Here is a 19,332-nt window from a genome sequence, read left to right on the forward strand (position 1 = left end):
TAGCAGATTATTTAGTTAAAAAATAACCTTTAAGATTTTGAAGACGGATGAAACGTATACAGTTATTTGAATTCGAAGACTATGCCTGGTTTCCGGTTTGGTTGCGAACCTGTATGACCAATTTGATTATGGTGTTGCATAGAATGATGGGTATTAGCGAAGTGCTGGCCTACTTGATTTTTAGGGTGCTAAAAGAAAAGAACTTGTCTAAAATCGTTGATTTGGGCTCAGGTTCGAGCGGTGCAATGCCCGATGTAATGAAGGCGTTGCGAGAATTGGATAGTTTACGACATCTCGAACTAGTGATGACCGATTTATACCCCAACAAAGAAGTTGCTAGAAGATTTAATGAGAATACGGCTGATAATATTAGTTATCTGGAAACACCAGTTGATGCTACCGAAATGGGTACGGTACCAAACGGACTCAAAACCTTAATTAACAGCTTTCATCATATGCCGCCTAACAAGGCCCGAAGAATATTGCAATCTGCAGAAGAAAACCAACAGCCCATACTTATCTATGAAATGGCCGAGAATAAAATACCACTGCTGATTTGGATTATTCTGCTTCCCATTTCACTTGTAATTTTGATGATAATGACCTGGTTTATGACGCCCTTTGTAAAACCGTTGACTTGGCGGCAGTTGGTGTTTACGTATTTGATTCCGATCATTCCTGTTTGCTATGCTTGGGATGGTCAAGCATCGCTTCCAAGAATGTACAGTGCAAAAGATGTTGATGAGCTTTTGGAAGGCTTGGGTCAGCATAATTATTATTGGGAACACGGTCCTGCAAAAAAAAGCAACGGAAAAAAATTGGGCACCTATATAGTTGGGTACCCAAAAAGTTAATTTCCAAACCTCTTTTGACTGTTGATTTAACTTAATAACTTGTTTTGTATTTGTTAGGTGAATCATGTGAATAAAACTACTTTTAAAGACTTTATAAATTAGTACACATATAATTCATAGTCATGGAAATTCAAGGAAAAATCAAACTGGTCGGAGAGACCCAAACTTTTGGAAACAACGGATTTAGAAAAAGGGAAGTGGTAGTAACCACTGAAGAGCAATATCCGCAACATATTATGGTGGAGTTTGTACAAGACAAAACAGACCTTTTAAATAACTTCAATGTTGGTCAATCGGTAAAAATTAGCATCAATTTAAGAGGCCGTGAATGGACGAACCCTCAAGGAGAGGTTAAATATTTCAACTCTATTCAAGGATGGCGTATTGAGAGCTTGCAAGCTGAAGCACCTGCAGAGGGCATGCCTCCAGTACCACCAGTAGAGGCTTTTACTCCTGCTGATAATTTAAACGAAGAAGATCACGACGACCTGCCTTTTTAAATCGGTATTGAATTGCAACACTGAGCGCATTCGAAGTAGCATTCAAAAGAAGAAAGGAAAATCATTTAAAGGACCTATTCTGAATTAAAAACAGAATGGGTCTTTCTTGTTGAACGTGTTTTAGATATCTTTAAATAAAATCATTCGTTTGCAAAAAAATAGCAATCATAACCCAATGTTCTTTCTTTCTGAAAGGTTAGAATTTCCACCTGTGGAGAAAGCCAATGCCGAGGGCTTATTAGCCGTTGGGGGAGATTTGTCTCCAGAGCGTTTGCTGTTGGCCTATCAAAATGGCATTTTTCCATGGTTTAACGAAGATTCTTTGATTCTCTGGTGGAGCCCTGACCCTAGAATGGTGTTATTTCCTGACAACATAAAGATTTCAAAGAGTATGAAAAAGCTTATGATGAGCAATCGGTTCCGCCTAACCAAGAATACTTGTTTTGAAGCCGTTTTAGAGGCATGTTCCACAATAAAGAGAAAGGGTCAAGAAGGTACTTGGATTACTGAAGAGATGAAAAAGGCATATCTAAGATTGCATATAAAGGGGTATGCGAAATCTTATGAGGTTTGGGAAGCGGATACCCTGGTTGGTGGTTTATACGGTGTAGATATGGGCCATTTTTTCTGTGGTGAGAGTATGTTCAGCACCATCAGTAACGCTTCGAAATTTGCCTTTATAAAACTAGCTCAAGAATGTCAAAAAAGGAGCGCCTTTATCGATTGTCAATTATATACAAAGCACCTTGAAAGTTTGGGTGCCATAGAAATAGCTCGGGCCGATTTTATGAAGCTGCTACAATGCTAAAATTAGAGAAGTCAAAATGAAAAATACGCTTGAGGTTGTATGAGTATAATCTTCAAACCGGTATTCGACACCAGTTTGCAATTTGGTTTTCTCTTTTAGAAGCCATCCAATGTTCACCGTAAAACGTTGGTCGTATTCTGGTAAATTCCTTTTGGCAACACTCAACAAAGTTTCGAGATTTCCAATAAAATAGGTTTCGCCAATATCTAATTGTTCTCCTTGTAAAGGAAGGTCAAGCGTAAAACGATATCGAAAGCGATAAATGGTCAAGTCTGATGTGATCCGCTGCTCAGACCGAAAGCGATGCCCATACCTAACAATTCGCGGATTGAACGTAAAGTTATACTGCTGGGTCAAGCGAAGTTCATTTTGTTTATCAGCTTCAAAATTTTCGCGAAAACGATATTGAATTCCAAAGGCAATACTTTGGTTGTCTTTGATTTTTAGATTTGAAAAATGTACCAAATCAAGCTGTCGTACCCTAAAAGCGATGGCTTCGTTTTCAAAAATATAAGTGCGCTGGCCTAGGGCAAAATTTTGTTTGAAATTGTTGGCAACCTTATAGTTTAATGCGATTTTGGGCTGAAAATAACCTATTAGGTTCTCTTGTGCGAAAAAGGTTTCAGAATAGATCAGACCAAGTAACAGAACAATTTTCCTAATATAATACATGGTCGTAATTAGGCGGCAGTGATTTTCGAATGGATTTAAAATTACCTTCAGCGTCAAAAAGCACTTCAAACTGTTCGAAATTCTTTTCTTTTTTGCCAGTAACAATGAGTTCGTAGTTGATAGAGGGTAGCATGAGGTTTTGAAATGCATTTTTAATGGTGACCTCAGGTGGTTCTCCTTCTGTAAAAGGATATTGTTGCTGTATCTTTCGAATGCGGTATTTTTTAAAATATTGAGATAGATAGGTCTTGAGGCTGTTAAAGGCCTCATCAGGAATATCAACAGCACCGATTAAAATTTCAATATCTTCTAGGTCTCCTTCTTGATTGAATTCAATGCTATACCACAAACGATCTTTTTTGAACTTGGCTTCGTAGCTTATCTTTAGACTATCAGTTTCTTTGTAAAATCGAATGCGTCTGGCATTGGTTAGCTTTTCCTCTATGTAACCCAAAGCCTTTTTAGGAAACTGAATTTTTCGAATACGATATTCACGTTCATACTTGTTTTGAGCAGAAGAAAACAATCCGAAAAATAACAAAAGAAAGCATAAAATAGCCGTGAATTTTCTTTTCATGATGTTGTTATCTGATAGATGTCATTAAACCTCATTATATCTAAAACAACTTACCTCATGGTCATTTACCATTCCTGTAGCTTGCATATGGGCATAAACCACAGTGCTTCCTACGAATTTGAAACCTCTTTTCTTTAAGTCTTTACTCAACGTGTCGGAAAGTGCTGTGTTTGCTGGTGCGTCTTTGTAGTTTGTGATTTTGTTTTTAATGGGTTTTCCATCTACAAAACCCCAAATATACTTGCTAAAACTGCCAAATTCTTTTTGAACTTCCATAAAGGCTTGTGCATTTGTGACTGTGGCGTTCACTTTTAGTTTATTTCGTATTATTCCCGCATCTTGCAAGAGCGCATCTTTTTTCTTTTGATCGTATTGGGCAATTTTTTTGTAATCGAAATGGTCGAAAGCCTTTTTGAAATTCTCTCTTTTTTTAAGAATGGTAATCCAGCTTAAACCTGCCTGAAAAGTTTCCAAGATTAGAAATTCGAACAAGCTGTGGTCGTCTTTTACAGGTACACCCCATTCCAAGTCATGGTAAGCTTCGTAGAGCTCGTCTCCTTTACACCAACCGCATCTTTGTTTTTCCATAGTGGTATTTGTCGAAATAAAGATAGCGGAAAAATGGAAAGATTGAACACGATGTGCGGAGCGATCTATTCCTTTTCTGTATTCAAAGGAAAATGAAAAACCAAGGCTTTGCACTTTTAGCGAATAGGCGACGAAAATATAGGGGCGGAGTATCAGGGTTTTTCATCTTGATCCGATTGGATAAGAAGCCCTATGCTTTCCATAAATTGGGTAGTGTTAGCTGTTTTCTGCTTTTCCGAACCTCTCAAATTGCTGTTCGTTGACAGTAGCATTGAATTTAAGTTTTTGCTATAGTAAACTGCTTATGATTTCATTTGTTTGTGGCGTATCAAACAAGACTTTGTGGGCGAGTAGCGGTGGTTACTACTGAGATTTGCCCTTTGAACACCGATCATGTCTCCCTTAAATTGGCTAGCGAAGTTCAATCTAAGCATGATCGGTGTTGCAGAGAACATTAACTAAACTAACACATTCAAATATAGAGGAGAATGAATAAATTAAATGTATTACCGCTGTTAAATGTAAGTTAAACTATTAATTGTCGATAGTAATACTATTATATTTGCGTTATAAACTAAAAAAAACACATGGAGCGTTTATTACAATCTGTAAAAATTAGCATCAACCAAAAGATATATGTGAAAGACCCAGAGTCATCTGAATTGGGTAAACGTATTGTTGAAGATAGCATCCTTATGATTAATGAAATAGGCTTCGAAAGCTTTACTTTTAAGAAGTTGGGCCTTAAAATTAATTCCAATGAAAGCTCTATTTATCGCTATTTTGAGAACAAGCATAAATTGCTATTGTACTTGGCTTCATGGTATTGGGGTTGGCTTGAGTATCAATTGGTATTTGCAACAAACAGTATAAGTGACCCTTGGCAAAAGTTGAGAACTGCAATTGAAATTGTAACTAAAACTACAGTCGAGGATTCATCTTTTTCTCATATTAATGAGGTAGTATTAAATAAAATTGTGATTAATGAATATTCAAAGTCTTATTTGACCAAAGAGGTAGATGATGAAAACAAAGAGGGTTATTTTGTAATATACAAGCGCTTGGTAAACCGTATCAGTGAAATGATAAGTGCTGTCGATAAAAGCTATAATTTCCCTTCAAGTTTGGCCAGTACCGTACTTGAAGGTTCATTACATCAACATTTTTTGAGGGATCATTTTACCTCTCTCACTGATTGTAGTGAAGATAAAGACACCACTACATATTTTACACATCTTGTAGCGACCGCTCTAAAGATATAACCCCATGACAAAGAATATTCTCACCGCATGGCAGCGGCTATTGGGCTTGCTACGTCTTGACAAAAAAGATATATTTCAGATTTTCTACTACGCCATTTTTGCTGGGGTAGTTAACCTCTCGTTGCCTTTAGGCATTCAAGCGATAATCAACTTGATTCAAGGTGCCCAAATCAGCACCTCGTGGATTGTTCTGGTGGTTCTAGTAACTCTGGGTGTAGCTTTCGGAGGTGTACTTCAACTCATGCAAATACGCATTATTGAGAATTTACAGCAGAAGATATTCACACGTTCATCTTTCGAGTTTGCATATCGTTTTCCCAAAATTAAAATGAGTGAACTGCGCAACTATTATCCTCCAGAATTGGCCAATCGTTTTTTTGATACATTGACCGTTCAGAAGGGGTTGTCAAAAATTCTAATAGATTTTCCAGCCGCATTATTACAAATCATTTTGGGCTTGTTGCTACTTTCCTTCTACCATCCGTTTTTTATAATATATGGAATACTATTGCTGCTGCTGATTTATGTGGTATTCAAGTTTACCGCACAGAAAGGGTTAGACACTAGTCTTGATGAGTCGAAAAGTAAGTACAAAGTGGCACACTGGTTGCAAGAAATCGCGCGTTCGATTGTGAGTTTCAAACTTTCAGGAAAAACTTCTCACGCTTTGGCGAAGAATGATACCCTGGTAACCGAATATCTTGAAGCTCGGGAGAGTCATTTTAGAGTTTTGGTAGTACAATTTATCCAGATGATTGGTTTCAAGGTACTAGTAACCGCAGGATTATTATTAATTGGAGGGTTACTCGTGTTGAATCAAGAAATGAATATTGGTCAGTTCGTTGCTGCTGAAATTATCATTCTTTTGGTGATTAGTTCGGTGGAAAAACTGATAACGGGGCTGGAGACTTTTTATGACTTGCTAACGTCCTTGGAGAAGCTGGGTCAAGTAGTTGATAAGGAGCTAGAAATTCAGGAAGGAGAGAAACCATTTGAACAGAATGAAGGTTTTCATGTTGAGTTAGACTCGGTATCTTACTATGTGCCCGATAGAGATAAAAAGATCATCGACAATGTAAGTTTGAAAATTACCCCAAGCTGCGCTATTCTTTTAAATGGTAGTAGTGGGTCGGGTAAGGCTACTTTACTGCGAATTATCGCAGGTATTTTAGAGCCAAACTCCGGCGGAATTTATGTGAACGACGTATCACTCAAGGGAATGAACCTCAACTATTACCGAGCTCATTTGGGACAGTCACTACCTGAAGAATCTCCCTTTGAAGGAACTATTCTTAACAATATCACTTTCGGAGATACCTCTATTCCACAGGAACAGGTTTATTGGGCGCTAGAGAATACGGGGCTTACAGAATTTGTGAAAGAACAAGAGTTAGGCCTACAGACCATATTGTATCCTGAAGGAAAGCAAATACCATACACGGTTTCCAAAAAGATTGTTTTGGCAAGGAGTATTGTAAGTAAGCCGAAGTTATTGATTTTAAAAGACCCATTAGATCAGTTTAAAACAGAAGAGGCAGAAAAAATCATGGATTTTTTAAGCGATTCAAGTAATGGTTGGGCTTTGCTAGTGGTTAGTACAAACTTAAGGTGGACCAAGAGCTGTACGCGTATGATTACCATGGAAAATGGTAAAATTATTAACGAAAAAGGAAAGGACGATGCTGAATATTTCTCATAACAAGTTGAATCAAAAGGTTTCTCTTGAAGGTTTTGCTTCTGCAAAGCGTGTCTTTCACAAAAGGCACCACAAGCATTTCAATCGCTTTCTATTGGCGTTTGCCCTGATTGGATTTATCATACTTTTTTTACCATGGACTCAGAACATAAACGGCAAGGGTTACTTGACAACCTTAAAGCCAGACCAGAGACCACAGAGTATTCAATCTCCAATTCCTGGCAGAATTGAAAAGTGGTATGTTCAAGAGGGTGATGAGGTTAAAAAGGGAGACACTATTTTGCACATTTCTGAAATAAAAAACGAGTATTTCGATCCTAACTTGGTTGAACGTACCGGACAACAAATTAAAGCCAAATCAGCATCGGTAAGTTCTTATGAAGGAAAGGTGAAAGCGCTACAGAATCAGATGGCCGCGCTATCGAATGAGCGTAGACTAAAATTGGAACAAGCACGGAACAAATTGATTCAGTCAAGACTTAAAGTAAAAAGCGACAGTATTGATTTGGAGGCTGCAAATACCAACATCAAAATTGCTCAAAGACAGTATGATCGTATAGTTCAGCTACAATCAGAAGGATTGAAAGCGATTACCGATGTTGAACAAAAGCGTTTAAAATTACAGGAGACGCAAGCTAAATTGATTTCCCAGGAGAACAAGCTACTTGCAGCAAGAAACGAGGTTATTAACGCACAGGTAGAAATCAATCGGGTTCAGAACGAATACACAAATAAGATTTCAAAAGCAGAAAGTGACATGTTTACGGCCCAATCAAGTCAATTTGACTCTGAAGCCCAGGTTACAAAATTGGAAAATGAGTTCACCAATTATTCGATGCGCAATGAGATGTATTACATTCGAGCTCCGCAAAACGGTTTTATCAATAAAGCTATCCAAGGCGGCATTGGCCAAACTTTCAAGGAGGGCGAAGCATTGGTAGGAATAATGCCTGCGAATATTGATATGGCTGTTGAAACCTATGTTGAACCTTTAGATTTGCCATTAATTCATCTTGGAGAAGAAGTACGTATTCAATTTGATGGCTGGCCTGCAATTGTTTTTAGTGGTTGGCCCAACGTCTCCTACGGAACCTACGGGGGTAAAGTAGTGGCTATTGAGCGGTTCATTAGTGATAACGGGAAATACAGAATATTACTTTCACCAGACCCCGAAGACCACAATTGGCCAGAAGCGCTTCGAGCTGGTTCTGGTGCTACCACCATAGCCCTTTTGGAAGATGTGCCTATATGGTATGAATTATGGAGACAGTTGAATGGCTTTCCGCCAAATTATTATCAGCCTGAAGATGGAATGGCAGAGACCGCTAAAAAAGAAAAGTGATGCGAACACTTATTTTATTTTTGGTCTTCTTTTCAGTTACCTCTTTAATTGCTCAAGAGTCTGATACTTTGATTCTTAACTTTAGGGAGTATCTAGGGTATGTGAAAAAGTACCATCCCATTGCCAAGCAAGCGGAACTCTCTGTGGGTATAGGCCAGGCAAATTTGATGAAAGCACGTGGCGCTTTCGACCCTAAAATTGAAGTCGATTACGACCGCAAGGAGTTTAAAGGCACGGAGTATTACGATCTTCTCAATGCAACGTTCAAGATTCCCACTTGGTATGGCATTGAGCTCAAAGGAAATTTTGAGCAAAATGATGGTGATTTTTTAAACCCGGCAGAATCTGTTCCTACTAATGGCTTGTACAGTGCGGGCGTTTCGATGTCGGTGGGTCAAGGTTTATGGATCAACGAACGTATGGCCACTTTAAAACAGGCCAAATATTTCAGAGAACAATCTAAGGCAGATCGTGATTTGCTTGTCAACCAGATTTTGTACGAAGCTTCACTGGCTTATTTTGATTGGTTGCAATCGTTTAATGAAGTGTCTATTTATCAGAATTTTTTAGCCAACGCGAATACTCGTTTCGAAGGTACAAAAAAGCGGGCGGCATCGGGTGATATTGCTGCTATTGACACTGTTGAAGCCAAAATTGCATTGCAGAATAGAGCTTTGAGTTTGGAACAGGCGAAAGTGAGCCTTATGAAGCATTCTTTGGATTTGTCTAGTTTTCTATGGATGAGTGACGATATTCCGGTAGAGTTGCGGCCCAACGTGATTCCTGATATTAATATTGAAGGGGATATTGATACCACCTTAGAAATTCTGGGGAAACCTTTAGATAGCTTTACGGTTGAGAATCATCCGAAGTTAAAAGCATTGGGCTATAAAATAGACGGCCTACGTGTTGACAAAAACTTGAAGGCAAATAGACTATTGCCAAAAATCGATTTAGAATATAATTTTTTGACAGAAACTCCAGCCTTAATCAATTCCTTTGAATCTCAGCAATATAAGGGAGGGATTAGTTTTCAATTGCCCTTGTTTTTGCGAAAAGAACGGGGCGACCTTAAATTGGCAAAGTTTAAACTGCAAGATGCAAAGTTCGATTTTGACAATGCTCAAGTAGCCTTACAAAATAAGATAGTTGCCTTATATAGAGAATTGGAATCTTTCGAAACCCAAAACATACTCATTGATGAAATCGTGGCAAATTACAGTACACTTCTGGCTGCTGAGGAACGTAAATTCAGTTTTGGAGAGAGTTCGTTGTTTCTGATTAATTCTAGGGAGAGCAAATTAATTGATGCGGAACTCAAACAAATAGCGGTTCAAAACAAGTTCTATGATACCAAGGCCAAGTTGTTCAACAGTCTGGCGGTGAATCCTGAAAACTTGTAAGTTTTCTAAATAAAAATCTACTAAGATGACTTATCTCATGAAATATAGAGATGTAGGAATTTATTTTTATAGATTAAAATTAGTAACCTAAGTTATGCAGCATAAAACAATGGAAAAAACAACAGCGTTTCTTATCAAAGAAAGCATGTCAAAGGCAATCTCATATACAGCATATAGAACTTTGGTAGCGCAATTAGCCAAAGATGGAATGTCATCTGGGCCTGAACAGACAGAAGCCTTAACAAATTACACCCAATTGAATGACCGCCGTATGAAACGTTGGGATAAGACTTTAAAATTTAGTGAAAAGGAGCAAAAGCAAATTGCAGCAGTAGAAACCAAAACTACCTGGTTGGTACTTACTGAAAGCTGGTGCGGAGATGCGTCACCATCACTACCGGTAATGCATAAAATAGCAGAGTTGAATCCTAATATCAAGTTGAAGATAGTTTTACGCGACGAAAATGTCGATTTGATGAATCGGTTCTTAACCAATGGTGCGATGTCTATTCCCAAATTAATTGCGGTTGATGATGTATCTGGAGCGGTAATTGGCGACTGGGGCCCACGTTCAGAAGCTGCTACAAAACTGGTCGACAATTACAAGGCAGAACATGGCAAATTGACTTCAGAGTTTAAACAAGCTTTGCAAGTTTGGTACAATAAAGATAAAGGGCAAAGTGTGCTGTCAGATCTTTTAAAACAACTTTAAACGTAAAGGTGCGGTTACAATAAAACATCAAATTCGTAATAACTTATGCCTTAGCGAAATTTGGCATTTGTAGGGCCTAACGGGCCTTACCTTGAAACAGATAGGTAATAGTTCCTTTTTGAGACGGTTTTTCAGGGGCACCACTGAATTTTGCTTTTAAGGCGTATGCTATGGCATTATCAACAAGACAACCATTGGAAGTGCCCGAACTTTTTTCGTTAAAATCGGCTTGCATTACATTGCCTAAGGCATCCACTTTGATATTGATAACGACTTTACCGCCTTTGATACAGGTATAAATTGGCGGTGGAAGTTTATAGTTATTTCGATTCACCAAAGAATAGGAAACTGAAGTTCTTCGCGCCGCGAGATTGTTGGTGAATTCCTTTTTTTGAGCTTCTTTTTCTCCTAGTTTTTGTTTGACTTCCTCACGTTTTTTCTTTAATTCCTTTACGCGTTCCGCATAATCCCCATCATCCATCAACTCATTTTGGTCCCCTTCTTCTGAGGCGGCTTTTTCGGCCATTAGCTCGTCAAGCGTTTGCAAAGGTTCTGGCTCTCCATAGCTGGGCTTCGCAGTCTCATTATAGGCCATGTGGCTTTTTATAGGATCTGCATTGGCCATTTTTTCGAGCATCTCCTTTTCTTTCAAAAGTTCTTCGATATCTTCTTCTGCCAGCATCATCTCTACAATGTACTCATCTTCTTTACTCCCAACTTCTCCTAGGTGAATGTTGAATAAAATCAACACCACAATCCCCATAGAGAAAAAGGTAATTAGAAATGATAATTGCTTGCGATTCAGATTCATAGTGCTAAAACTCCAATTTCTAAAAAATATTTAAATTATTCGTTGAACGGAAGTGTAAAAGACGCATTTTTTATGACTCTTCTAAATTTCCTAGTAAATTTTTGGCAAAAACAGCAGGGTCAACGGCTATATTTACGTTGTAGTCCCCTATTTTGGTTCTTCGCAGTTCAGATAAATACCCTCCCGAACCTAACGCTTTACCAAAATCATTGGCTAGAGAACGAATATAAGTACCCTTACTACAGACAACGCGAAACTTGATTTCTGGCAATTGTATGGCTGTTATTTCAAACTCAGAAATTGTAATCACCCGCTTTTTGATGGCAACTTTCTTCCCTTCTCGGGCATATTCATACAAGCGTTTTCCGTCTTTTTTTAAGGCGGAAAAGACGGGCGGAATTTGTTCGATTTCCCCAATAAAGGCTGTTGATGTGTCATGTATCATAGCTTCGGAAATATGATCGTAAGGGAAAGTAGAATCAATTTCCGTTTCCAAATCATAGGAAGGGGTAGTGGCGCCTAAGGTAATTGTACCTGTGTATTCTTTGGCTTGACCTTGGAGCGCACTAATGGTTTTGGTAAACTTACCAGTACATATCAACAACAATCCCGTCGCCAATGGATCAAGGGTACCAGCATGGCCGATTTTGATTTTCTTCAAACCAAATTTCTTTCGGATAGCCCATTTCAATTTGTTTACCGCCTGGAAAGACGACCAGCCCAATGGCTTATCAATAAGCAGGAGTTGTCCGTTTTGAAAATCTTCTTTGGTTCTTGTATCCATTTTGAAGAATAATAAGAGGGTCGATTAGTTATACCCAAAAACCATACCCAATTGCGATAAGGCCGACGATTAAGCAGTAAATGGCGAAATAGGAGAGTTTACTTTTCTTGACCAATTGAATCATCCAAGTACAAGCCGCCAGACCAGCGATAAATGCTGCTATAAATCCGGCACCCATGGCAAGGTTGTTCTCTCCAGTAAAAGTAAGGTCGCCACTTAAAAGATCTTTACCTATTTTTCCAAATATTAGGGGTACGACCATTAAAAATGAAAACCGGGCCGCTTTGGTTTTGTCGACGCCTAAAAGGACAGAGGTCGAGATGGTGGCACCACTTCTCGAAATGCCTGGAAGCATTGCAATTGCTTGAGATACCCCGACAATAAATGCGTTTTTATAACTAACCTTCTTATCGGTATCCTTGGCTTTATCTGCAAAATACAGCAGTACCGCTGTAATTAATAGCATAAAGCCAACAAATCGAATATTTCCCCCAAAAAAGGCTTCTAACTGTTCTTCAAAAAACAGCCCTACAAAAACTGCAGGCAGCATGGAAACGATAATTTTTAGAGAAAACCGGGTTTCTTCATTCCATTTAAAACTGAAAAGTCCGCGAAGAATCTCCCAAACATCTTTTCGAAAAACTACCATGGTACTAAGGGCTGTAGCAAAATGAAGAACAACGGTAAATAAGAGACTTTCTTCAGGAACGGAATCATCGCCCAAAATTGCTTTTCCCAATTCCAAGTGCCCACTAGAAGATACCGGTAGAAATTCGGTTAAACCCTGAATGATTCCAAGGAGAATAGCATCTAGAGTATCCAACTATTTTTTCTTCTTATGGGGGTTCAACAAAATTGCGTATACCTCAATACCAAGTCCGATAAGCACTAAAGTTGGGGCCAGTCGGATGCGTCTAAAGTTATAGATGTCTTCACTAAATACAGTGGGGTCATTACTGCCGCCGCCGCTCATTAAGATGAAGCCTAATGCAATAAAAGCAATGCCGATGAACATGAACATATAGTTCTTTTTCTGGAAAATAAATTCCTGCTGAGGCTGTTCGTCTTTGTGTTTGTTCTTCTTGCTCATGGCCGCAAAGTTATGAAATTGAAAATGGTTATTTAGTGCGATATTCGAAAATGTAATACGCAGATGTTTTATCTCGTCAAATTGATTCACATTTCTTGGAGCGTTGCGGTCTATTGTCTCAATAATACAATTCGTCAGTGCGAAGATTTAAAAAGCGTTGTGTCGCAAGGTACGTGCTGATTAGGGAAATGAGAAGGCCCAATACAAACACTCCAACAAACAATATCACTAATATAGAGGCGTCATCAAACAGTCCTAAATCGGGAAAATTCTCGTTGATATAAAAAAGCACTCCGCCCAAAGCCAGTAAGGCGACAACGGAACCTAGCATCCCTAACTTAACGTTTGTCCATATAAAAGGCCTGCGAATAAAGGTCTTGGTAGCACCCACCATTTGCATTGTTTTGATGATAAAGCGTTTGGAGTAAATTGATAAGCGTATTGAACTATTGATTAGCAGCACCGCGATAAAAGTAAAAATACCGCTGGCTACAAGAATCCAAAGACTTATTTTTTTGACATTGTCATTGAGCAGACCAACTAAAGGCTGATCGTAGCTAACTTCCTCTACATAACCCTTGGCTGTAATTTCTGCGGCGATCTCTTCAATTTTTTCTGGAGATACAAAGTCGGCATTCAAATTTACATCTATGGAATTTTTTAAGGGATTATAACCTAAAAACTCAATAAAATTCTCGCCGATTTCTTCCGTATGTTTTTCCGCAGCTTCATCTTTAGATACATAGTTGGCCGTCTTCGTATACTCGGCCATGGCCAAACTTTTTTGCAACTGGTCGATTTCTACTTCCTTGGCACTTTCCTTTAAAAAGACAGAAATGGTGATTTGCTCCTTAAAGTGATCGGCCATCTTTTTGGTATTTAAGACCAATATTCCAAGAATACCTAATAAAAAAAGAACAAGCGCGATACTCAAGACTACTGAGAAGTAGGAAGATATAAGTTTCCTCTGCTGATATTGTTCGAAAGATTTGCCCATAGTAGGTATTGCTAGGGTAAAGTTAGGAAAGTAAATTGAATCAGGGCAGTATATAATTTCTGTTTCTAATATTTGAACGATATCTTCGTTAGACCTAGTACCAATCAAACGTTATGAACCTTCTAGACCTGAAGATCTCAAGACCTGGCCTATGGTTTCCTACGGTATGGATCTACCTTGTACCCTTCGGCAATCAAGACAATTTTTGGAAGTCTTGGATGTTTTGGCTGGGACTCTTTTTCGTCACCTTTCCTTTAAATTATTTGGTTTATGGTTTAAACGATTACAACGATGCAGAAGCCGATGCGGTCAACCCTAGAAAGGGAAATTTTTATTTGGCGCGAAAGCCCCTAGGATACATTTAGATGGGTTGTTGAAGAAAATTACATTGATCATTCTTCCGTTTGTTGTGATTTTTACCTATCTATCCGGACTCAAAATGTTTCTGTTACTCATATTTATGGTGGTGGTGAACATTGTGTACAATTTCAAACCCTTTCGAATTAAAGAACGTCCCCCCTTTGAAATAATAATTCAAGTGGGTTATGTAACCACGGCTTTCTTTGCGACCGAATTGAACAATTTGGAGATATTGCCTTGGCAAACGCTAACCTATCTATCTCTTTTTGCTTTTCAAGCGCATATCGCTGGTGAAATCATGGATATCGAACCTGATTTGGCCTCTGGGAAGCGTACTACGGCTACCCTTTTAAAGCGAAGAAATTCCAAATTTTTGATGTTGGTAATTTTGCTGTTGGAATCTTTTTTGGTGTGGGTATGGTTTAACGATCTGATTTTGGCGCTATTCTTGGCATTGTTTTCGGTATGGTTGGTGCTCGATGTGTTTATCTTTTTTAAAGACAAACCCTATACCCTTTCCCAAATGAAATTATTTGGTTATGCTATAAATTTATCGGCAATATTGACTATGGTTTGGGTGCTATACAGCGGAAAACTACTCTTGGGCTAAGCTTTCGCCTTTAATAGAATAAGACTATTTTTGCCCTTTACTTTTAAGAAGCACAAATCATGCGATACAATTTCAACGAAATTGAGGCCAACTGGCAAAAATATTGGGCCGATAACCAAACCTTTAAAGCGGAAAACAATTCAGATAAGGAAAAGTTTTATGTGCTTGACATGTTTCCATACCCTTCAGGGGCTGGGTTACATGTGGGCCATCCTCTGGGTTATATTGCAAGTGATATATATGCACGTTACAAAAGGCATAAAGGTTATAATGTATTGCATCCACAAGGATATGATTCTTTCGGCTTACCGGCTGAACAATATGCCATTCAGACCGGTCAGCATCCGGCGATAACTACAGCGGCAAACATAAAAACATACCGCAGGCAGTTAGACCAACTCGGATTTTCATTCGATTGGAGTCGTGAAGTACGAACTTCCGACCCGAAGTATTATAAATGGACGCAGTGGGTTTTTGTTCAACTTTTTAATTCGTGGTACAATAAGGATACTAATAAAGCAGAGGATATTGAAACCCTAGTATCTAAGTTTTCCTCTGATGGAAATGTAGAGGTAAATGCAGTTTGTGATGAGGATGTTGGAGAATTTTCAGGAGCAGATTGGAATAGTTTTTCTAGCAAAGAGCAACAGGAAATCTTATTGAAATATCGATTGGCGTATCTCGCAGATACCGAAGTAAATTGGTGTCCGGCTTTAGGCACCGTATTGGCAAATGATGAAATTATAAATGGCGTTTCCGAACGTGGCGGTCATCCGGTAATTCGTAAAAAGATGACCCAATGGAGTATGCGTATTAGTGCCTATGCCCAGCGTTTGCTTGACGGATTGGATACCATCGACTGGCCACAGCCTTTGAAAGATTCACAAACCAACTGGATTGGTAGAAGTCAAGGAGCAAGTGTTACCTTTTATACAGTTACGTCGAGTGGCGTCGATAAGCGATACCCTATTGAGGTGTTTACTACGCGCCCCGACACCATCTTCGGAGCAAGTTTTATGACCTTGGCACCTGAGCACGAGTTGGTTGCCAAAATCACTTTGTCAGAACAAAAAGCCGAGGTCGATGCCTATATAGAAGCAACAGCTAAACGCTCGGAGCGCGACCGTATGGCAGATGTAAAGTCTATTTCCGGCGCGTTTACCGGTGCTTATGCAGAGCACCCATTTACGAAAAAACCCATTCCAATTTGGATTGGAGATTATGTATTGGCAGGATACGGTACTGGAGCCGTGATGTCTGTTCCATGTGGTGACCAAAGAGATTGGGATTTCGCAAAACATTTTAATATTCCCATTCCTAATATTTTTGAAGGGATCGATATTTCAGAAGAAGCTTTTGCCGACAAAGAGAAAAGTGTGATTGCCAATTCTGATTTCCTTAATGGCTTGCCCTATAAAAAAGCGGTAAAAACTGCTATTTATGAATTGGAAAAATTGGGCCAAGGGGAAGGTAAAATAAACTATCGCTTGCGCGATGCTGTTTTTAGCAGACAGCGCTACTGGGGAGAGCCCTTTCCGGTGTATTATGTAGATGGCATGCCTCAGATGATAGCTACTGAACATTTGCCGATTGAACTGCCGGAGGTGGAAAAATACTTGCCTACGGAAACCGGCGAACCCCCTTTAGGCAATGCAACATATTGGGCCTGGGATTCAGCGAGCAATGAAGTCGTTGCAAATGAGAAGATTGACCATAAAACAGTATTTCCATTAGATTTAAATACCATGCCGGGCTGGGCTGGTAGCTCTCAATATTTTAACCGTTATATGGATCCGCATAACGAAGCGGAAATTTTTTCAAAAGCGGCTATTGATTATTGGCAAGATGTAGATCTTTACATCGGAGGTATCGAACATGCCACGGGGCACCTGCTGTACTCCCGTTTTTGGCAAAAATTTATGTTTGATAGAGGATATGTACCCCAAGATGAGTTTGCGAAGAAGATGATCAATCAAGGTATGATCACCGGAACCAGCGCCTTCATCTACAGGGAAGAAAAAACAGCTAGGCTAATATCAAAAGGACTTGTAGCTGATAAAAAGGTCACGCCGATTCACGCAGATGTTTCTTTAGTAAATGCATCTGATGAACTTGATATTGAAGGCTTCCAAAAGTGGCAGCCTGACTATAAAGATGCTGAGTTCGAATTAGAAAACGGCAAATATATAGTGGGCCGAGAAGTCGAAAAAATGTCTAAATCTAAATACAATGTTGTTAACCCTGATGATATTGTCAAGGAGTATGGCGCTGACAGCCTACGTTTGTATGAAATGTTCCTAGGCCCGTTGGAGCAATCCAAACCTTGGAACACCTCAGGCATTACTGGGGTGCATGGTTTCTTGAAAAAATTATGGAAATTATTCCACTCTGGAGAAAACGGAACCTTTTACGTAACTGATTCCCATTCTTCAGTAGGGGGTCAGGGTGAAGGCCCTTCGGCTGACATGTTAAAAAGCTTACATAAAACCATAAAAAAGGTAGAAGAAGATATCGAAAACTTTAGCTTCAATACTTCTGTGTCGACGTTTATGATTTGTGTAAACGAATTGACGGCGCAAAAATGCACGAGCAGAGCGATATTGGAACCTTTGGCGATTTTAGTTTCCCCCTATGCACCCCATATCGCAGAAGAGCTTTGGAAGAAACTTGGGCATAGCGAATCGATTGCTATAGCAACGTTCCCAACTTTTGAGCCTCAACATCTGGTCGAGAGTAGCAAAGAATACCCAATTTCCTTTAATGGGAAAATGCGGTTCAAAATAGAACTTCCGGCAGAAATGTCAAAGGAGGATATTGAGGCCGCAGTTATGGCACATGAAAAGACACAGCAACAACTGGCTGGGCGTACTCCTAAAAAGGTGATCGTGGTGCCCGGTAAGATTGTGAATATCGTTGGGTAATTCTAGTTGCTTCGCGTAAAGTTAAAATCCTAAAAGAATAATTTATATTTACTATAACCCCCTAAATTTTAGGGGGTATATGCACATAGAATCAATTTTTTATCCTATACCCCCTGTATTTTACCGATATAGTTTTCATTATTTGTATAATTGTTACATTTTTGTGATGAATTCTAAAATTGTACTATAATGAAAATAGGTGTCCCAAAAGAGATAAAGAACAATGAAAATCGTGTAGGTATGACCCCCTCAGGAGTTTTTGAGTTGGTAAAGAACGATCATACAGTATACGTGCAATCTGGTGCCGGCGAAGGCAGTGGATTTTCAGACGGTGATTATAAGAGCGCAGGAGCCATACTCTTAGATACAATCGGTCTTGTATATGCCATGAGTGAAATGATTGTAAAGGTTAAAGAGCCTATAGCCGAAGAGTACGAATTGGTTCAAAAAGATCAGATTGTTTTTACTTATTTTCATTTTGCTTCAAGTGAATCATTGACCAAGGCCATGGTAGATAGTCAAGCGATTTGCATCGCATATGAAACCGTTGAAGACGAGGATGGAGCACTTCCCTTGTTAACGCCTATGTCAGAGGTTGCAGGTCGTATGGCAATTCAACAAGGAGCACGCTATTTAGAAAAGCCAGTAAAAGGCCGAGGGGTGTTATTAGGAGGCGTGCCCGGAGTACAGCCAGGTAAAGTATTAGTTCTTGGAGCGGGGGTAGTAGGAATTCAAGCTGCAAAAATGGCTGCAGGTTTGGGTGCGCATGTAACCATTATGGATGTCAATATGAAAAGATTGCGCTATGTAAATGATGTTATGCCCTCGCATGTAGTGACCGAGTTTTCGAACGAATTCAATATTCGAAAGCATATAAAGACCCATGACTTGATCATTGGCGGCGTTTTGTTGAAAGGAGCAAAAGCACCCAACCTGATTACCAGAGATATGTTAAAGAAAATGCGCCCTGGTACGGTTATCGTAGATGTTGCCGTAGATCAAGGAGGCTGCGTTGAAACCACCAGACCTACCACTCACGAGGATCCTGTATATATTATTGATGACGTCGTTCATTACTCGGTAGCTAATATGCCGGGGGCAGTACCGTACACATCTACGGTAGCATTGACCAATGTGACATTGCCCTATGTACTAAAATTGGGGAATTTAGGATGGGAAAGAGCAACCGACCTTGATGCATCTTTGCAAAAAGGTTTGAATATTGTGAAAGGTGAGGTGGTCTATCATGAGATTATTGAAGCTTTTGGCTGGAAAGCTGAAGTAGTATAATAGACATTTTGTCATAAAAAACACCCTGCCCCACTCTGGCGGGGTTTTTGCTTTT

General features: G+C 39.3%; 20 protein-coding genes. 12 read left to right on the forward strand and 8 right to left on the reverse strand.

Going from position 1 to position 19,332, the window contains the following annotated elements; all coding sequences use genetic code 11:
* The first annotated feature begins 47 nt into the window (after nucleotides 1-47).
* The 3 genes from ABJN95_RS07585 (at nucleotide 48) to aat (ending at nucleotide 2,162) form a co-directional block, all read left to right on the forward strand.
* Nucleotides 48-854: a hypothetical protein gene (locus ABJN95_RS07585; RefSeq protein WP_348369768.1), complete on the forward strand. Its 807-nt coding sequence runs from the start codon at nucleotides 48-50 to the stop codon at nucleotides 852-854.
* Nucleotides 855-976: 122 nt separating this feature from the next.
* Nucleotides 977-1,354 carry a DUF3127 domain-containing protein gene (locus tag ABJN95_RS07590; protein WP_348369770.1) on the forward strand — a complete coding sequence of 126 codons (378 nt, stop codon included), beginning with the start codon at nucleotides 977-979 and terminating at the stop codon, nucleotides 1,352-1,354.
* A gap of 175 nt (nucleotides 1,355-1,529) precedes the next feature.
* Entirely contained in the window at nucleotides 1,530-2,162 is a 633-nt protein-coding gene (aat, locus tag ABJN95_RS07595; protein ID WP_348370078.1) for a leucyl/phenylalanyl-tRNA--protein transferase, read from the forward strand.
* Here the strand turns inward: aat and ABJN95_RS07600 are convergent.
* The 3 genes from ABJN95_RS07600 to ABJN95_RS07610 are packed head-to-tail and all read right to left on the reverse strand — an operon-like array spanning nucleotide 2,151 to nucleotide 3,999.
* On the reverse strand, nucleotides 2,151-2,834 hold the full coding sequence (locus ABJN95_RS07600) for a DUF2490 domain-containing protein (protein ID WP_348369772.1): 684 nt from the start codon (nucleotides 2,832-2,834) through the stop codon (nucleotides 2,151-2,153). The genes aat and ABJN95_RS07600 overlap by 12 nt on opposite strands.
* Complete coding sequence (locus ABJN95_RS07605) at nucleotides 2,821-3,411, reverse strand: hypothetical protein (protein WP_348369773.1); 591 nt, start codon at nucleotides 3,409-3,411, stop codon at nucleotides 2,821-2,823. The genes ABJN95_RS07600 and ABJN95_RS07605 overlap by 14 nt, the downstream gene beginning before the upstream one ends.
* Nucleotides 3,412-3,435: 24 nt before the next feature.
* Nucleotides 3,436-3,999: a DNA-3-methyladenine glycosylase I gene (locus ABJN95_RS07610; protein ID WP_348369774.1), complete on the reverse strand. Its 564-nt coding sequence runs from the start codon at nucleotides 3,997-3,999 to the stop codon at nucleotides 3,436-3,438.
* A gap of 587 nt (nucleotides 4,000-4,586) precedes the next feature.
* On the opposite strand from ABJN95_RS07610, the gene ABJN95_RS07615 reads away from it, so the two are divergent.
* From ABJN95_RS07615 to ABJN95_RS07635, 5 genes are all read left to right on the forward strand, one after another.
* A complete protein-coding gene (locus ABJN95_RS07615) occupies nucleotides 4,587-5,261 on the forward strand; it encodes a TetR/AcrR family transcriptional regulator (protein ID WP_348369775.1) in 675 nt (224 codons plus the stop codon).
* Between the two features lie 4 nt (nucleotides 5,262-5,265).
* Nucleotides 5,266-6,960, forward strand: coding sequence for an ATP-binding cassette domain-containing protein (locus tag ABJN95_RS07620; protein WP_348369776.1), 1,695 nt, complete (start codon nucleotides 5,266-5,268; stop codon nucleotides 6,958-6,960).
* A complete protein-coding gene (locus tag ABJN95_RS07625) occupies nucleotides 6,941-8,299 on the forward strand; it encodes a biotin/lipoyl-binding protein (protein WP_348369777.1) in 1,359 nt (452 codons plus the stop codon). Before ABJN95_RS07620 ends, ABJN95_RS07625 begins: the two co-directional genes overlap by 20 nt.
* Nucleotides 8,299-9,702, forward strand: coding sequence for a TolC family protein (locus ABJN95_RS07630; protein ID WP_348369778.1), 1,404 nt, complete (start codon nucleotides 8,299-8,301; stop codon nucleotides 9,700-9,702). The genes ABJN95_RS07625 and ABJN95_RS07630 overlap by 1 nt, the downstream gene beginning before the upstream one ends.
* A 109-nt stretch (nucleotides 9,703-9,811) precedes the next feature.
* Nucleotides 9,812-10,414: a thioredoxin family protein gene (locus ABJN95_RS07635; RefSeq protein ID WP_348369779.1), complete on the forward strand. Its 603-nt coding sequence runs from the start codon at nucleotides 9,812-9,814 to the stop codon at nucleotides 10,412-10,414.
* Nucleotides 10,415-10,490: 76 nt separating this feature from the next.
* On the opposite strand, the gene ABJN95_RS07640 is transcribed toward ABJN95_RS07635, so the two are convergent.
* The 5 genes from ABJN95_RS07640 to ABJN95_RS07660 all read right to left on the reverse strand — a co-directional run bounded on the left by ABJN95_RS07640 (nucleotide 10,491) and on the right by ABJN95_RS07660 (nucleotide 14,096).
* On the reverse strand, nucleotides 10,491-11,225 hold the full coding sequence (locus ABJN95_RS07640) for a hypothetical protein (protein ID WP_348369780.1): 735 nt from the start codon (nucleotides 11,223-11,225) through the stop codon (nucleotides 10,491-10,493).
* Nucleotides 11,226-11,295: 70 nt separating this feature from the next.
* Complete coding sequence (gene truB, locus ABJN95_RS07645) at nucleotides 11,296-12,009, reverse strand: tRNA pseudouridine(55) synthase TruB (protein ID WP_348369781.1); 714 nt, start codon at nucleotides 12,007-12,009, stop codon at nucleotides 11,296-11,298.
* 28 nt (nucleotides 12,010-12,037) lie between these two features.
* Nucleotides 12,038-12,832 carry an undecaprenyl-diphosphate phosphatase gene (locus tag ABJN95_RS07650; protein ID WP_348369783.1) on the reverse strand — a complete coding sequence of 265 codons (795 nt, stop codon included), beginning with the start codon at nucleotides 12,830-12,832 and terminating at the stop codon, nucleotides 12,038-12,040.
* A complete protein-coding gene (locus tag ABJN95_RS07655; RefSeq protein WP_348369785.1) occupies nucleotides 12,833-13,099 on the reverse strand; it encodes a DUF3098 domain-containing protein in 267 nt (88 codons plus the stop codon).
* 118 nt (nucleotides 13,100-13,217) lie between these two features.
* Complete coding sequence (locus tag ABJN95_RS07660; RefSeq protein ID WP_348369787.1) at nucleotides 13,218-14,096, reverse strand: permease-like cell division protein FtsX; 879 nt, start codon at nucleotides 14,094-14,096, stop codon at nucleotides 13,218-13,220.
* 113 nt (nucleotides 14,097-14,209) lie between these two features.
* Here ABJN95_RS07660 and ABJN95_RS07665 point away from each other — a divergent pair, with 113 nt between their 5' ends.
* The 4 genes from ABJN95_RS07665 to ald all read left to right on the forward strand — a co-directional run bounded on the left by ABJN95_RS07665 (nucleotide 14,210) and on the right by ald (nucleotide 19,277).
* Nucleotides 14,210-14,461: a hypothetical protein gene (locus ABJN95_RS07665; RefSeq protein ID WP_348369788.1), complete on the forward strand. Its 252-nt coding sequence runs from the start codon at nucleotides 14,210-14,212 to the stop codon at nucleotides 14,459-14,461.
* A gap of 8 nt (nucleotides 14,462-14,469) precedes the next feature.
* A complete protein-coding gene (locus ABJN95_RS07670; RefSeq protein ID WP_348369789.1) occupies nucleotides 14,470-15,066 on the forward strand; it encodes a UbiA family prenyltransferase in 597 nt (198 codons plus the stop codon).
* A 59-nt stretch (nucleotides 15,067-15,125) separates the two neighbouring features.
* Nucleotides 15,126-17,987 (forward strand): leucine--tRNA ligase, encoded by a 2,862-nt coding sequence (leuS, locus tag ABJN95_RS07675; protein WP_348369790.1) that lies wholly within the window; start codon nucleotides 15,126-15,128, stop codon nucleotides 17,985-17,987.
* Nucleotides 17,988-18,176: 189 nt separating this feature from the next.
* Nucleotides 18,177-19,277, forward strand: coding sequence for an alanine dehydrogenase (gene ald / locus ABJN95_RS07680; RefSeq protein WP_348369791.1), 1,101 nt, complete (start codon nucleotides 18,177-18,179; stop codon nucleotides 19,275-19,277).
* Nucleotides 19,278-19,332: the final 55 nt, after the last annotated feature.

It is taken from the genome of Maribacter sp., from assembly GCF_039974175.1.
Lineage (GTDB): Bacteria > Bacteroidota > Bacteroidia > Flavobacteriales > Flavobacteriaceae > Maribacter_C.

Coding starts and splice junctions, on each gene's coding strand:
- ABJN95_RS07585 (WP_348369768.1), top strand. CDS start 48: ATGAAACGTATACAGTTATTTGAATTCGAAGACTATGCCTGGTTTCCG.
- ABJN95_RS07590 (WP_348369770.1), top strand. CDS start 977: ATGGAAATTCAAGGAAAAATCAAACTGGTCGGAGAGACCCAAACTTTT.
- aat (WP_348370078.1), top strand. CDS start 1,530: ATGTTCTTTCTTTCTGAAAGGTTAGAATTTCCACCTGTGGAGAAAGCC.
- ABJN95_RS07600 (WP_348369772.1), bottom strand. CDS start 2,834: ATGTATTATATTAGGAAAATTGTTCTGTTACTTGGTCTGATCTATTCT.
- ABJN95_RS07605 (WP_348369773.1), bottom strand. CDS start 3,411: ATGAAAAGAAAATTCACGGCTATTTTATGCTTTCTTTTGTTATTTTTC.
- ABJN95_RS07610 (WP_348369774.1), bottom strand. CDS start 3,999: ATGGAAAAACAAAGATGCGGTTGGTGTAAAGGAGACGAGCTCTACGAA.
- ABJN95_RS07615 (WP_348369775.1), top strand. CDS start 4,587: ATGGAGCGTTTATTACAATCTGTAAAAATTAGCATCAACCAAAAGATA.
- ABJN95_RS07620 (WP_348369776.1), top strand. CDS start 5,266: ATGACAAAGAATATTCTCACCGCATGGCAGCGGCTATTGGGCTTGCTA.
- ABJN95_RS07625 (WP_348369777.1), top strand. CDS start 6,941: ATGCTGAATATTTCTCATAACAAGTTGAATCAAAAGGTTTCTCTTGAA.
- ABJN95_RS07630 (WP_348369778.1), top strand. CDS start 8,299: ATGCGAACACTTATTTTATTTTTGGTCTTCTTTTCAGTTACCTCTTTA.
- ABJN95_RS07635 (WP_348369779.1), top strand. CDS start 9,812: ATGGAAAAAACAACAGCGTTTCTTATCAAAGAAAGCATGTCAAAGGCA.
- ABJN95_RS07640 (WP_348369780.1), bottom strand. CDS start 11,225: ATGAATCTGAATCGCAAGCAATTATCATTTCTAATTACCTTTTTCTCT.
- truB (WP_348369781.1), bottom strand. CDS start 12,009: ATGGATACAAGAACCAAAGAAGATTTTCAAAACGGACAACTCCTGCTT.
- ABJN95_RS07655 (WP_348369785.1), bottom strand. CDS start 13,099: ATGAGCAAGAAGAACAAACACAAAGACGAACAGCCTCAGCAGGAATTT.
- ABJN95_RS07660 (WP_348369787.1), bottom strand. CDS start 14,096: ATGGGCAAATCTTTCGAACAATATCAGCAGAGGAAACTTATATCTTCC.
- ABJN95_RS07665 (WP_348369788.1), top strand. CDS start 14,210: ATGAACCTTCTAGACCTGAAGATCTCAAGACCTGGCCTATGGTTTCCT.
- leuS (WP_348369790.1), top strand. CDS start 15,126: ATGCGATACAATTTCAACGAAATTGAGGCCAACTGGCAAAAATATTGG.
- ald (WP_348369791.1), top strand. CDS start 18,177: ATGAAAATAGGTGTCCCAAAAGAGATAAAGAACAATGAAAATCGTGTA.